Here is a 13,344-nt window from a genome sequence, read left to right as displayed (position 1 = left end):
GCGCCCGCGAGGAGCCAGCCGCCATGCCCGCCACGGAAATCCGCCTTGCCCTCGACGCGATCCCCATGGGGGGCATGGCCGAGGGCGCGGCCGGGGACGACAAGGCCCTTTTCGTGCGCGACGCCTCGGGCGTGCGGGCCTTCCAGGCCAAGTGCCCGCATCTCGGCGCACCGCTCGCCAAGGGCGAGATCTGCGGCGACCGGATTTACTGCCCCTGGCACAAGGCGGCCTTCGCACTCTCGAACGGCAGCGTGCTGGAGCCCCCGGCCCTCGACGGCCTGACCCGCTATCCCGTGCGGATCGAGGGATCCGAGGCGGTGGCGACCCTCTCGCCCGAACCCGCCGAGACGGCCAAGGCCGAGACCTCCGTCAAAAGTGTGCTGATCGTCGGGGCTGGCGCGGCGGCGGTCGCCTGCGTGAAGACACTCCGCCGGGAGGGTTATGCCGGGGCCATCATCATGGTCGGTCGCGAGGCGCACCCGCCCTACGACCGCACCAAGCTGTCGAAGCAGTTCCTGGCGAAGCCGACCCCGCCGGAGAAGGTGCTGATCGAACCGGATTTCGAGACATCCAACGGCGTCGAGCGGATCACCGGTGAGGTCGAGCGGGTCGATCCGGCTCAGCGGCAGGTCACGCTGAAAGGGGGCCGGACGCTCACCGCCGATGCCGTCCTCATCGCGACCGGGAGCCGGGCGGCGATGCCCGACTTTCCCGGCAAGGACCTGGACGGTGTGCACACCCTCCGCAGCCTAGACGACGCGGTGCGCGTGAGCGAGGCCGCGGGCGAGGCCAAGCATGTCGTGGTGATCGGTGCGGGCTTCATTGGCATGGAGGCCGCCGCGTTCCTGACGAAGCGAGGCCTGTCCGTGACCGTGCTGGCGCGGGAGGAGGTGCCCTTCGCCAAGCGCTTCGGCGAGGCGGTGGGCGCAGCCCTGAAACAGTACCACGCGGGCAACGGCGTCGCGTTCTCGCAGGGCTCCGTCGCCCGGATCGCGGGCGGGTCCCGTGTCGAGGCGATCGAGACCAAGGAAGGACGGCGCCTGCCCGCCGATCTCGTCCTCGTCGGTGCGGGTGCGGAGCCCGAGACGGGGATCGTGGCGGGCGTCGAGCCCGACGAGAGCGGCGGGCTACCGGTCGGCGGCGACCTGCGCCTCGCCGATCGCGTCTGGATCGCAGGCGACATCGCCGCCTTCCCGGAGCGGGCGAGCGGCGAGACGGCGCGGATCGAGCATTGGCGGCTGGCGCAGCAGCACGGCACGCATGTGGCCCGGGCTATCCTGGGCTACGGCGGCGACTTTTCGGGCGCGCCGTTCTTCTGGAGCAACCAGGGGGACAAGCGCCTCGATTATGGCGGCTACGCCAAGGGCTTCGACCGCATCATCATGCAAGGCGATCCGGCCGCACTGGATTTCATCGCGTTCTACGTGAAGGGCGAGCGTGTGACCGCCGCATGCAGCATCGGACGCAACGCGGCCTTCACCGCCTTCCTGCACCTGCTCGATCACGGAAGGCTGCCCTCCGCAGCCGAGATCGAGGCGGGAGCGGACCTTCCCGCATTGGCTAAAAACGCCGCATAACGGAGACGCAGCGGTCCCTGCTGCGTCAGCGAGACGCGGAACCGGCATCCAGGAATAGTGCTTCTCTGCACTCGCGCCGCTCCGGCGCAGGGGAAGCGCCATGAATACCATCATCGTCGTCGCGCTGATCTGCGGCGCGTCTGTTCAAGGGCCGGATTGCTCGCGCGAGACCGCCCTCGACGTCATCACCGCTCCGGCCCACACGCTCCAGGAATGCCTGATGCAGGGGCCGGTTCTGGCCGCGAATTCCGGATTTCGCGGCGAGGACGGTGCCTATGTGAAGACCCGTTGCGAGCGGAAGAAGTGAACGCGTCTTGAACTTTGGTTCAAGCGTGGAGCAATCGAATCTATTTCGACGCACGCCGCGGAGCGGTTAGAAGGGCGTCACAACAAACGCCAGACGCGAGAGAATGCCATGTCCGCATCCCCCGCCATCCAGACCGAGCCTTTCGACACGGTCGCCACGACGAAGGCCGCCGGCCAAGCCGCCAAGCGGCTGAGCGATGAAGCGATTCGCCGGATCCGCGCCCGCGTCATCGGCGCCGACGGCAAGATCGACGCCGCCAAGCTCGAAGCGCAGCAACATGCCGCCCACGGCATCGCGTGGCTCGCCACCTACGCCGAAGCCGTGCGTGAACTCGGCGACTATGCCGAGCGCCTGACCGAATCCGGCCAATTCGGTGAGACCGAGGATCTGCTCGTGCGCATCGGCGCGGGCGAGTACCTCGACCAGATGTTCTCCGGCATCCCGATGAGCCAGGGCGAGATGGTTCGCCCGATCGGCTCGCTGGGCATGACCGCGAAGGAGGTCGCCGAATTCCGCACCGAGGCGGTCGAGACCTTGATCGCCGAGGGCAACACGCCCGAGAATCGGGCCGCCCTGGTGACCCATATGCGCGACGGCAGCGGTGGCGCCACCGTCGGCGCGTCGGGCCTCGACGAGGACATGGAGGCGATCCGCTCCGAGATGCGCCGCTTCGGCAAGGCCGAGGTCGCCGACCATGCCCATGAGTGGCACCTGCAGAACGCCTACATTCCGATGGAGGTCATCGCGAAGATGGCCGAACTCGGCGTGTTCGGCCTGACGATCCCCGAGGAATACGGCGGCATGGGCATGCCGAAGGCCGCCATGTGCGTGGTCTCGGAGGAACTGTCCCGCGCCTATATCGGCGTCGGCTCGCTCGGTACCCGCTCCGAGATCGCCGCCGAGCTGATCCTGTGCGGCGGCACCGAGGAGCAGAAGCACCGCTTCCTGCCGAAGATCGCCAGCGGCGACATTCTGCCGACCGCCGTCTTCACCGAGCCGAACACGGGCTCCGACCTCGCCAGCTTGCGCACCCGCGCGGTGAAGGAGGGCGACACGTGGAAGATCACCGGTAACAAGACCTGGATCACCCACCCGGTCCGCGCCGACATCATGACCGTGCTGGTGCGCACCAAGCCGGAAGAGAAGGGCCACAAGGGCCTCTCGCTCCTCATCGCCGAGAAGCCGCGCGGAACCGACGAGGATCCCTTCCCCGTCGAGGGCCTGTCCGGTGGCGAGATCGAGGTGCTCGGCTATCGCGGCATGAAGGAATACGAGCTCGCCTTCGAGAACTTCTCCGTTCCGGCGGCGAACCTGCTCGGCGAGGTCGAGGGCAAGGGCTTCGCCCAGTTGATGCAGACCTTCGAATCGGCCCGCATCCAGACAGCCGCCCGCGCCATCGGTGTCGCCCAAGCGGCCCTCGACGTCGGCCTGCGCTACGCCGAGGAGCGCGTGCAGTTCGGCAAGGCGCTGGTGAACTTCCCCCGCGTCTCCGACAAGCTCGCGATGATGGCGGTGGAAATCAACATGGCCCGCCAGCTCACCTACTTCTCCGCCCGGCGGAAGGATGAGGACCGGCGCTGCGACCTCGAAGCCGGCATGGCGAAGCTTCTAGGCGCCCGCGTCGCCTGGGCGGCGGCGGACAACGCCCTGCAGATCCACGGCGGCAACGGCTTCGCTCTGGAATACCCGGTGAGCCGCATTCTCTGCGACGCGCGCATCCTCTCGATCTTCGAGGGCGCGGCCGAGATCCAGGCCCAGGTCATTGCTCGCCGTCTGCTCGACGCAGCATAACCGCAAAGTGCCCTTCACCGTCGGGAGGGGCGCCTATACCGAGATAACTGAAACAAAGAAGCGATCCGGGCAGCCCCCGGATCGCTTTTTTCGTTTCCGGAAGCCCTTAGGCCGTGATCACTTCGTGATCTTCACCGAGACCGGATCGCTCGACGGGAACGTCTCCTCAAGGGCTTCGTCGAGACGCTCGTTCATCTTCTCCTGCTTGTTCTCCGGATTGTGCTTGTCGCCGGCCTTGGCGCTGTCCTGCTGGAAACCGGCCTTGTCCTGATTCTTCTGTGCGTCGCCCATCATTCGGGTCCTCTCGTAGTCCGGGCGCACCGCTAAGGGTGCGAGTGCCGGTCAACGCGAGGCGCTGCCGGTGTTTCCGAAATTGCCCCGACTTTGTGAGTCGTCCCGTCGCCGAGAAGTTGAACCGCACAGACCCACTCTCTGGTGCGCCGCACAATAGCAATGGGGCCCCGCCGCACGAATCAGTTGCGCCGAGCGCACCCCATTACTCGGAGCCCGACCAGTCATTCTTTGTGGCCAAGCTTGCAACGCCGTTGCCTGACGGCGTACAGGCGACCTTCGCCTCAGCTTGAATAGAGAATACTGCTTCATGCTGCTTGGGGTCGTTTCGGCATGAACCGCGCCGTGAAGGCCTGAGGTCTGGGGAGGCGCATGAATTCGACGGCCTGGGCTTGCATGAATTCGGCCGAGGTGGCACAATAATTTTGTTCAATAAGCCAATTGACATTTATTGCACCGCAACATAAATCGGTTGCGTCAACGGCGGAGCCCGAGTGCTCCCGCCTGATGTCATTCTGGCTGGAGACTGCCATGCAGACCCCGAACTTCGAGATCCCGAACGAGATGCGCGATTTCGCTGAGAAGAGCGTTGATCAGGCCCGCACCGCCGTCGGCACCATGATGGCCAACGCCATCAAGGCCAGCGAGCAGATGCAGACGGCCGGTCAGACCTTCCAGTCGACCTTCACCGCGGCTGTCTCGAAGGGTTTCGATCACGCCCAGAACAACGCGAACGCCGCGTTCGACTACGCCCAGAAGCTGGTCCGCACCCGCGACATGCGTGAAGCTTTCGAGCTGCAGTCCGAGTTCGTCCGCAGCCAGTTCGCCGCGCTCCAGTCGCAGGCGAAGGATTTCGGCTCGCTGGCACAGAACGTCGCCCGCTAAGTCGGCCGATCCCGGTGCGCCGCTCCTGGGCGGCGCATCCCCTTGCCGTCCGGCTTTTCCAACCGGGAGCCGGACCTGGCGGGCGCGCTGACGCGCAATGTCGCTGAGCGAGCCTGTGACGAGGAGCCCCGCGATGTCCAAGCCGCGTCGACCAAAATATCAGAGACCAGTGGCCAAGCCCGTGACGGTGCAGGACGCGCCTCCGGCCTCTCCCATGACCGAAACGCCTGCTGCCGAGGCGACCCTTGTCGAGCACGTTCTCGACCAAGCCGACGAGCCCGCACCGGCGTTCGAGCAGGCTCCGGAGACCGCCTTCCAGGAAGCCGGCCTTCTGGGAGCCGCTTATGACGAGGTCGCATCCGACGAGGCCGCTCCGGCCATCGAGAGCCTTCCCGCCCCGGTCGCCGACATCATGCCCCCGACGCATGTTCCTGCCGTGTCTTTCGCGGCAACATCCCCCCGCGTCCTGAGCGCCGAGTCCATCGGCACCACGGTGATGAACTACTTCATCGGCGAGGGAGAGGCGTTCGCTGCCCATATGCGGGCACTCGCCGGTGCGCGGACCATGGCCGATTATGTCCGCATCCAGATCGGCGAATTCCAGCGCGCGGCGGATTCGACGCTGACCTGCTGGGGTCTGCTCACCGTGTCGGCGAGCCGGACCTTCTCCGCTCGCTGAAGCGGATTCGGAGCGGGTGGCGCAACCTTGGGTTGCGTACACCTGTCGCATCGCTGCAACGGTTCCAGGCCGATCGAACCTGTGGTGGAAAGCTTCGGTTAACCATCCCGCTCCTATTGCCTATCGAGGCGCATGGGAAACGACATGGTCCGATGCTTGGCCGCGTTCAGCTGATCCGTTCTGCCCTTTTCGGGCTTGCCGCCACCCTGGCCCTCGCCCTGCCGCTCCGCGCGCAGGACAGCGAGCGCGGCTCGGCGGTGGCGATTGCGGCTGACCTGTCGAGCCAGGGCGCCCAGAGCAAGCTGACGCTGACCCTGTCGAAGGTCGTGGAGGCCCGCGCCTTCATCATGGAGCGGCCCGACCGCGTCGTGATCGACCTTCCCGAGGTCAACTTCCAACTGGATTCCGACAGCGGCCGCCGCCGTGACGGCGTGGTGCAATCCTTCCGATACGGATTGTTCGCGCCGGGCCGCTCGCGCATCGTCATCGATCTCGCCTCGCCCGCGACCGTGGGCCGGATCGACACCGTGACCCGCCCCCGCGACGGGGCCGTACTGATGACGATCCCGCTCCAACGCGTCGACCGGGACACCTTCCGCAAGGCGGCGGCCTCGTCCGATCCCCGGCCCGCTCCCGCGCAGGCGGCCAAGACCTCGAACACCGATCCGCGCCCGCTCATCGTCATCGATGCCGGACATGGCGGCACCGATCCCGGCGCCATCGCCAGCACGGGCGTATTCGAGAAGGACATCGTGTTCGGCTTCGCGCAGGATCTCGCCGAGAAGCTCAATGCCGCCGGGCGCTACCGGGTGCAGATGACGCGAGACCGGGATGTGTTCGTGCCCCTGAACGAGCGGGTGCGCATCGCCCGCGAGGCCAAGGCCGACCTTTTCATCTCGATCCACGCGGATTCGATTTCCTCGGCACCGCAGGTGCGCGGCGCGACGATCTACACCGGCTCCGAGAAGGCGACCGACGCCGAATCGGCCAAGCTCGCCGAACGCGAGAACCGGGCCGATGCCGCCGCCGGAGCCGAGGCGGCCGAGGCCACGCCCGACATCGCCGACATCCTTCAGGAACTGACGTTACGCGAAACCCGCGGCTTTTCGTCGAGCTTCGCGCGCAACCTCATGGGGCAGCTCGCCCCCGTGATGGAGATGAGCACCAAGCCCCACCGCGAGGCCCGTTTCGTGGTTCTGCGCTCCCCCGACGTGCCGAGCGTGCTGGTGGAACTCGGCTACCTGTCGAGTAAGCGCGACCTCGAGAAGTTGCAGGCCCCCGAGTGGCGTGCCGGGGTGACGGGTTCGATGGCCAAGGCGGTCGAGCAATTCTTTGCAACCCGCACGAGTATCGGCAAGCCGGGCTCGGGGACGCGCCGCTCGGCGGCCATCGCCCCAGTTTCACCATAGATCCGGTGTGGATACGGGGCGTTCGGACGCCCCGGCACGCGTGGTTGCAAAGTGGCTCCCCGTGGGGCTCCTGAGGGCAGCGTCCGGGAGCCGATTGCGCCGCGATTCGGTGCGGCTCCGGGCTGGCGGCGAGCGGAAAACCGGATGCGTCTGATCCTTCGTTTCTTCGGGATTCTGTTCAGTGCCGGCGCGGTGCTGTTTTGCGTCGGCGCCGTCGTCGCGGGCTATTTCTACTGGAAGTACAGCCAGGATCTTCCGGACCACGCCGCGCTCGCCAATTATGAGCCGCCGGTGATGACCCGCGTCCACGCCGCGGATGGCTCGCTGCTCGCCGAATATGCCCGCGAGCGGCGCCTCTACCTGCCGATCCAGGCCATGCCAAAGATCGTGGTGGCGGCCTTCCTCTCGGCCGAGGACAAGAACTTCTACAAGCATGGCGGCATCGATCCCGAGGGCATCGTGCGCGCCGCCCTGACCAACGCCAAGAGCGGCAAGCGCCAGGGCGCCTCGACCATCACGCAGCAGGTGGCCAAGAACTTCCTGCTCTCCTCCGAGCAGACCTTCGACCGTAAGATCCGCGAGGCGCTGGTCGCGCTGCGCATCGAGGCGGCCTACTCGAAGGACAAGATCCTCGAGCTCTACCTGAACGAGATCTTCCTCGGCACCATCGTCCCGGGCCGCAACCTCCATGGTGTGGCTGCTGCCGCGCTCGATTATTTCGGCAAGTCCGTCCACGAATTGACGATCAACGAGGCGGCTTATCTCGCGGCGCTGCCGAAGGGTCCGAACAACTACCACCCCTATCGCAAGACCCAGGCGGCGCTGGACCGGCGCAACGAGATTATCCGCCTGATGCGGGAGAACGGCTACATCACTCGCGAGGAGGAGGAGAACGCCAAGAAGCAGCCGCTCGGCGTGAACCCCCGCGTGGCCTTCCCGAACGGCACCATCGCCAACTACTTCACCGAGGAGGTCCGCCGCGAGATCTCCGAGCGATACGGCGAGAAGAAGCTCTACGAGGGCGGTCTCTCCGTGCGTACCACCCTCGATCCGAAGATGCAGGCCTGGGCGCGCAAGGCGCTGGTGGACGGCCTCGTACGCTACGATCAGGCGCGCGGCTGGCACGGTCCTGTCAGCCATGTCGAACTGGCCGGGCGTGATTGGGGGCAGGCCGCCTCTGAGGTCCCTGCCCTCGGCGACGTGGCACCCTGGCGGCTTGCGGTAGTGCTCGGCAACACGGCGGGTGGCATCCAGGTCGGGCTTCAGCCCCGTCGCGAAGCCTCCGGCCAGTTCTCCAAGGACCGCGATACCGGCGTGATCCCGCCGGAGGGCATGCGTTGGGCCGGGCGCCCGAACCTCCGGCAGGGCGACATGATCTATGTCGAGTCCATGGAGGGCACGCGCGGCCAGTTCCGCCTGCGCCAGCGTCCCGAGGTGTCTGGCGCCATCGTCGCGATGGACCCCAATACCGGCCGCGTCCACGCGATGGTCGGTGGCTTCTCGTACGACGAATCCGAGTTCAACCGCGCCACCCAGGCGATGCGCCAGCCCGGCTCGTCGTTCAAGCCGATCGTTTATTCGGCGGCGCTGGACAACGGCTACACCCCGTCCTCCATCGTGCTCGATACGCCGATCACCATCGAGGCCGGCCCCGGCCAGGAGGCGTGGACGCCCTCGAACTACGACGGCAAGTCCGGTGGCCCGCACACCCTGCGCTACGGGATCGAGCATTCGAAGAACCTGATGACGGTGCGGCTGGCCAAGGATGTCGGCATGCCGCTCATCGCCGAGTATGCCCGCCGCTTCGGCGTCTACGACGACCTGCTGCCGGTGCTGCCGATGTCCCTCGGCGCGGGTGAGACCACGGTCATGCGCATGACCACGGCCTACTCGATGCTCGCCAACGGCGGACGCCGCATCCGCCCGACGCTGATCGACCGCATCCAGGACCGGATCGGTGAGACGATCTACCGGCACGACAACCGCAAGTGCATCGGCTGCGACGCGGAGAAGTGGTCGGGCCAGGACGAGCCGAAGCTGGTCGACGATTCCGAGCAGGTGCTCGACCCGCTGACCGCCTACCAGATGGTCTCGATCATGGAAGGCGTCGTCCAGCGCGGCACCGCCACGATCCTGAAGCAGCTCAACAAGCCGCTGGCTGGTAAGACCGGCACGACCAACGACGCGAAGGATGCGTGGTTCGTCGGCTTCTCCCCCGATCTCGCGGTGGGCATCTATGTCGGCTACGACAAGCCGCGCTCGCTGGGCGACCGGGCGACTGGTGGCGGCCTCGCCGCGCCCATCGCCCTCGACTTCCTGCGCCAGGCGCTGAAGGACAAGCCGCCGACGCCGTTCCGCGTGCCGGCGGGGATCAAGCTGATCCGCGTGAACCTCGCCTCCGGCACCCGCGCAGGGTCGGGCGAAGGCGCGGGCACGATCCTGGAGGCGTTCAAGCCGGGCACCGCCCCGCCGGATGCCTATGTCGCCCCGGCCACTCCCGCCGCTGCGCCGCAGCCCGCCGCCGACAGCGCGGCCCAGGCCGGAGGGTTGTACTGACGAGTTGACGGGTCGGCGGCGCGCATCGCCGACCCGGTCACGCTTTTCCGAGCACCGTGAGCCAGAACAGCGCCGAGAGCGGCGCCATCAGCGTCGACACAAGCACCGAGGCCGCGATCATGCCCGTCTCGGTCTTGTAGCGTGAGGCCAGCAGGTAGGCGTTGATGCCGACGGGCATGGCCGCGAACAGAGTCGCTACACCCGCATAGGCCGTCGGCATCGCGAAGACGTGGAAAGCGAGCAGCCACACCGCGAGGGGATGCAGCATGTTCTTCAGGAGCGCGATGACCACCGCGCCCTTCAGATCGAACAGCACCCGGTAGCGCTTCAACCCCGCGCCGAGAGCGACGAGGGCGCAGGTCGAGGCGGTGCCCGCGAAGGCATCGATCAGCGCCTTCGGGATGCCGGACGGGGTGATCCCCGCCCCCCTCAGCGCCATGCCGATGATGAGCGCGACGAAGATCGGGTTCTTCAGGAGAACCAGGGCAAGGCCACGCAGCCGCGCGAGGATCGGCTTGTCGGAATCGGATTCGATGAGGAACGTCGCGCTGCCCATCATCAGCGGCAGGTGGACCGCCAGCAGCATGAACAGGGGAAAGGCGCCCTCGTCACCATAGGCCTGCAAGATCATCGGCACACCGACGAACACAGTGTTCGACTGGCTTGCCGCGAAGCCATGCAGGATCGCCCCCCGCCGCTCCACGCCGGCCCGTCGCTTGGCAATCAGCGTCCCCGTCAACCACGACACGGCGGCGCCGCCGAAATACGAGATCCAGTACGACCACGCGATCTCGCCGCTCATGCCCGGCCGGGTCAGCGTCGCGAGGATGAGTGCTGGCACCGCCACCGCGAAGACATATTCCGAAAGTCCGTCGCTCACCTTCTCGGAGAGAAGACCCGCCAGAGCGGCACCCCAGCCGATCAGGACGATCCCGAAGATCGGGGCGATGATGAAGAGGGCGTTCACGGATCCGGCAATCTTGCACGTGGTTCGGCGACGAGCTTTGCCGGCGCATAGCACGGACAGACGTGGCACGGGCGCACGAAGACGCGGGAAAGACTTGGAAAGACGGCCGGGCGAGGTCTTGACCGGCCTCCGGGACCGGCCTCATATTTGCGGAGCGGGCCGAGGCGGCTTTCGCCACCCCGACCCTTCTTGATGTTGTTATCCGAGCTTAACGCGGAGGATCAGGTGCCAACTGGTCCTCCGCACTCGTTTAACAACCACAAGAACGCTGATCCGTGGCAGGAGCCTTATGTCGGCGTCTCCGTATGACCGAGCGATGCCGTCGCCCGCAGGCACCCGGCGGCTCACCGGGCACGGGGTCTGGACACCCTGGCGTTTCCGCTCAATCACGCCGCCCGTCTTGCACGGGAAAGTAATTCTCTCAAGATCGCATGGCCTTTGAGCGGATTTCTCGGTAATTTTTCAAATTCATCTTGTATTGGCGCGCGCAACTCCACTTGGAAGTTGCGCGGCTGCCCAAGCCCTCAGTCCTTGTTGAGAACCTTGATCGGGTCAGTGCGCTGGCTCGGGCTCGGCTCCTTGGTCAGGCTCTGCGACTTTTCCTGCTGAACGCGGGCGGCCTTCGGCGTGCCCTCTCCGCCCACGGCGGTATCGCCCGGGTTCTGGTTCGGGACGACGCCGGTGGCGAGTTCGAGACAGGTGATCATCTCGACATAGGACGGATAACCACCAGCCTTGAATTGCGCCTCGCACTGCTTCTTGGCCGCGGGCGTGAACTTGCCCCAATTCTCCTCGGCCTGACGCTTGGCATCCTTCTCGGAGCGCAGGCAGCCGTCATAGCTCGCCCGGTCATTCACGCTCGACCCGGCGACCTGGGCCGACCGGCAGGTCTTTTCCACGTCGAGGGTGGGTACGGTGTCGGCCAGGGCGGCACCGGCGCCGAGAACGATCAAGAGGGCGGAGGCGGGCAGAAGCGGTCTCATGGGAACTCTCGCGGATGTCGGAGGCATGCCTCGAACGGGATTGTGCGCGACAACGCGCCAGCCCCGCTTTCGGCACCAGCGAGAGTTCTGCTGCCCTACTTCGCGTGTGCGGCCGTCAAGGCGGCATCGAGATCGCGGTAGAGATCGTCCGTGGACTCGATGCCGGTGGACAGGCGCAGCAGGTCGGGCGGACAAGGGCTGTCCGGCCCCTCCACCGAGGCGCGGTGTTCGATGAGGCTCTCGACCCCGCCGAGGGAGGTGGCCCGCTTCCACAATCTGACCCGAGCGGCGGTGGCGATGGCCGCCGCCTCACCGCCCGCGACGCGCAGCGACAGCATGAAGCCGAACCCGTCCTGCATCTGACGGGCGGCGACAGCGTGGCCGGGATCGCCGGGCAGGCCCGGATAGAGCACCTGCGCGACATGCGGATGCCCGTCGAAGCGCTCGGCGAGACGGTGCGCCCCGGCCGATTGCGCCGCCGCGCGCAGAGGGAACGTGCGCAGCGAGCGCAGCAGCAGATAGGCCTCGAACGGCCCGAGGATACCGCCGCTTCCCGCACGGATGCCGCCGATCCGCTCCCAGAACGCATCGGCCTTGGCTGCGGCGAGAGCGCCCGCCACCACGTCGGAATGGCCGTTCAGGATCTTGGTCGCCGAATGCATCACGATGTCGGCGCCGAGCCCAGGGGCCGCGTATGGAAGGGCGAGGCGGCGGTGGAATCGACCGCGAGGCGCGCGCCGGCGGCATGGGCGATCTCCGCTGCGGCGGCGATGTCCGTGACGGTCCAGAGCGGATTGCCGGGCGTCTCGATCCAGACGAGCTTCGTCGCGCCGGGGCGGATCGCGGCCTTCAGGGCGGCGAGATCGTCGGTGCCGACGAAATCGACCGTGACGCCGCGCCGTGGCAGTTCAGCACGCAGCCAGCGCTTGAGCGCCCAGTACATGACCGCCCCGGCCACCACGTGGTCGCCGGGCTCGAGGGCGCCGAACACAGCGGTCGCGGCCGCCATGCCGGATCCGAACAGCATCGCCCCGGCCTGGGCGCCTTCCAGCATCGCCAGCACGGCCTCCGCCTCGCGGACGGTGGCGTTGTCGGGCCGGGCGTAGGAATAGCCGGAGCTATAGCCATTGTCCGGATCGCGAATGAAGGTCGTCGCGACGTGGAGGGGCATCACCACACCGCGCGTAGTGGGATCGATATGACCCATGGCCTGCGCGGCGAGGCTCGTGCGCGAGAAATCCACCGGAGACGTCTCGTCCGGCATGCTACCGGTCCCATCTGGTGCGTTAGTTCCTGACATTCACACGTCCCTCGCCGAACCGCGCCTGCGCTGCCACGGTGGCGGGACGGCCGCAACCCACCGAGCCGACGAGCCGCCATGCCAGCCGCCACTCACGTCCCCGAAGGCCCGGCCCTGAGGCCCTGGCTGCGTCTCGCCTGCGCCATCCTGCCCGTCGCCGCGACGGCGATGATCGGCTCGCTCTCGACCCAAGCCGAGATCGACGGGTGGTATGCCGGGCTTAACAAGCCCTGGTTCAACCCGCCGAACTGGGTGTTCCCCGTCGCCTGGACGCTTCTCTATGCGATGATTGCCGTGTCGCTATGGCGGCTCCTGGGCGCGCGCCCCGTGACGGGGCCGAGCCGCGAGGGCTGGCGGCTCGCCCTCGGCGCCTTCCTCGTTCAACTGGCGCTGAATGCGGCCTGGACACCGGTCTTCTTCAGCGCGCACGCCATCGGCCTCGGGTTGGTCGTGGTCGCGGCGTTGCTGGTGATGGTGTTGTGGACGATCCGTCTGACATGGCGGTTCGACCGGGCCGCCGCGTGGCTGCTCGTGCCCTATGCGGCCTGGGTCGCCTTCGCGACGATCCTCAACGCGGCGGTACTGCGCTTAAACTAGAG

General features: G+C 67.0%; 11 protein-coding genes and 1 pseudogene. 8 read left to right on the top strand and 4 right to left on the bottom strand.

Features of this window, described 5'->3' with window-relative positions; translation table 11 throughout:
• Window positions 1-23: 23 nt before the first annotated feature.
• From ACFQE0_RS09730 to ACFQE0_RS09720, 3 genes are all read left to right on the top strand, one after another.
• Window positions 24-1,577 (top strand): FAD-dependent oxidoreductase, encoded by a 1,554-nt coding sequence (locus ACFQE0_RS09730; RefSeq protein WP_378969168.1) that lies wholly within the window; start codon window positions 24-26, stop codon window positions 1,575-1,577.
• A gap of 100 nt (window positions 1,578-1,677) precedes the next feature.
• Window positions 1,678-1,884 carry a hypothetical protein gene (locus tag ACFQE0_RS09725; RefSeq protein WP_378969166.1) on the top strand — a complete coding sequence of 69 codons (207 nt, stop codon included), beginning with the start codon at window positions 1,678-1,680 and terminating at the stop codon, window positions 1,882-1,884.
• A gap of 108 nt (window positions 1,885-1,992) precedes the next feature.
• Entirely contained in the window at window positions 1,993-3,675 is a 1,683-nt protein-coding gene (locus ACFQE0_RS09720; protein WP_378969164.1) for an acyl-CoA dehydrogenase family protein, read from the top strand.
• 117 nt (window positions 3,676-3,792) lie between these two features.
• Here the strand turns inward: ACFQE0_RS09720 and ACFQE0_RS09715 are convergent, their stop codons facing one another.
• The gene (locus ACFQE0_RS09715; protein WP_378969162.1) at window positions 3,793-3,969 is read right to left on the bottom strand and encodes a hypothetical protein; all 177 of its coding nucleotides are present in this window, start codon (window positions 3,967-3,969) and stop codon (window positions 3,793-3,795) included.
• 528 nt (window positions 3,970-4,497) lie between these two features.
• Between ACFQE0_RS09715 and ACFQE0_RS09710 the strand changes: the two genes are divergently transcribed.
• The 4 genes from ACFQE0_RS09710 to ACFQE0_RS09695 all read left to right on the top strand — a co-directional run bounded on the left by ACFQE0_RS09710 (window position 4,498) and on the right by ACFQE0_RS09695 (window position 9,495).
• Window positions 4,498-4,851 carry a phasin gene (locus tag ACFQE0_RS09710; protein ID WP_378969160.1) on the top strand — a complete coding sequence of 118 codons (354 nt, stop codon included), beginning with the start codon at window positions 4,498-4,500 and terminating at the stop codon, window positions 4,849-4,851.
• A 133-nt stretch (window positions 4,852-4,984) separates the two neighbouring features.
• Window positions 4,985-5,530 (top strand): hypothetical protein, encoded by a 546-nt coding sequence (locus ACFQE0_RS09705; RefSeq protein ID WP_378969158.1) that lies wholly within the window; start codon window positions 4,985-4,987, stop codon window positions 5,528-5,530.
• Window positions 5,531-5,682: 152 nt separating this feature from the next.
• On the top strand, window positions 5,683-6,939 hold the full coding sequence (locus ACFQE0_RS09700) for an N-acetylmuramoyl-L-alanine amidase (RefSeq protein WP_378969155.1): 1,257 nt from the start codon (window positions 5,683-5,685) through the stop codon (window positions 6,937-6,939).
• A 144-nt stretch (window positions 6,940-7,083) separates the two neighbouring features.
• Window positions 7,084-9,495: a penicillin-binding protein 1A gene (locus ACFQE0_RS09695; protein ID WP_378969153.1), complete on the top strand. Its 2,412-nt coding sequence runs from the start codon at window positions 7,084-7,086 to the stop codon at window positions 9,493-9,495.
• 37 nt (window positions 9,496-9,532) lie between these two features.
• Here the strand turns inward: ACFQE0_RS09695 and ACFQE0_RS09690 are convergent, their stop codons facing one another.
• The 3 genes and pseudogenes from ACFQE0_RS09690 to ACFQE0_RS09680 form a co-directional block, all read right to left on the bottom strand.
• On the bottom strand, window positions 9,533-10,462 hold the full coding sequence (locus ACFQE0_RS09690; protein WP_378969151.1) for an AEC family transporter: 930 nt from the start codon (window positions 10,460-10,462) through the stop codon (window positions 9,533-9,535).
• A 524-nt stretch (window positions 10,463-10,986) separates the two neighbouring features.
• Window positions 10,987-11,445, bottom strand: coding sequence for a hypothetical protein (locus ACFQE0_RS09685; protein ID WP_378969148.1), 459 nt, complete (start codon window positions 11,443-11,445; stop codon window positions 10,987-10,989).
• Between the two features lie 95 nt (window positions 11,446-11,540).
• A pseudogene (locus ACFQE0_RS09680) lies at window positions 11,541-12,745 on the bottom strand (trans-sulfuration enzyme family protein).
• A gap of 78 nt (window positions 12,746-12,823) precedes the next feature.
• On the opposite strand from ACFQE0_RS09680, the gene ACFQE0_RS09675 reads away from it, so the two are divergent.
• Window positions 12,824-13,342: a TspO/MBR family protein gene (locus ACFQE0_RS09675; RefSeq protein ID WP_378969146.1), complete on the top strand. Its 519-nt coding sequence runs from the start codon at window positions 12,824-12,826 to the stop codon at window positions 13,340-13,342.
• Window positions 13,343-13,344 lie beyond the last annotated feature (2 nt).

Origin of the sequence: Methylobacterium komagatae (assembly GCF_042661665.1) — a bacterium.
GTDB lineage: Bacteria > Pseudomonadota > Alphaproteobacteria > Rhizobiales > Beijerinckiaceae > Methylobacterium > Methylobacterium komagatae.
The sequence above is the reverse complement of the archived record's forward strand: the minus strand, read 5'-3'. Positions and strand labels throughout refer to the sequence as shown.

Coding starts and splice junctions, on each gene's coding strand:
- ACFQE0_RS09730 (WP_378969168.1), top strand. CDS start 24: ATGCCCGCCACGGAAATCCGCCTTGCCCTCGACGCGATCCCCATGGGG.
- ACFQE0_RS09725 (WP_378969166.1), top strand. CDS start 1,678: ATGAATACCATCATCGTCGTCGCGCTGATCTGCGGCGCGTCTGTTCAA.
- ACFQE0_RS09720 (WP_378969164.1), top strand. CDS start 1,993: ATGTCCGCATCCCCCGCCATCCAGACCGAGCCTTTCGACACGGTCGCC.
- ACFQE0_RS09715 (WP_378969162.1), bottom strand. CDS start 3,969: ATGATGGGCGACGCACAGAAGAATCAGGACAAGGCCGGTTTCCAGCAG.
- ACFQE0_RS09710 (WP_378969160.1), top strand. CDS start 4,498: ATGCAGACCCCGAACTTCGAGATCCCGAACGAGATGCGCGATTTCGCT.
- ACFQE0_RS09705 (WP_378969158.1), top strand. CDS start 4,985: ATGTCCAAGCCGCGTCGACCAAAATATCAGAGACCAGTGGCCAAGCCC.
- ACFQE0_RS09700 (WP_378969155.1), top strand. CDS start 5,683: ATGCTTGGCCGCGTTCAGCTGATCCGTTCTGCCCTTTTCGGGCTTGCC.
- ACFQE0_RS09695 (WP_378969153.1), top strand. CDS start 7,084: ATGCGTCTGATCCTTCGTTTCTTCGGGATTCTGTTCAGTGCCGGCGCG.
- ACFQE0_RS09685 (WP_378969148.1), bottom strand. CDS start 11,445: ATGAGACCGCTTCTGCCCGCCTCCGCCCTCTTGATCGTTCTCGGCGCC.
- ACFQE0_RS09675 (WP_378969146.1), top strand. CDS start 12,824: ATGCCAGCCGCCACTCACGTCCCCGAAGGCCCGGCCCTGAGGCCCTGG.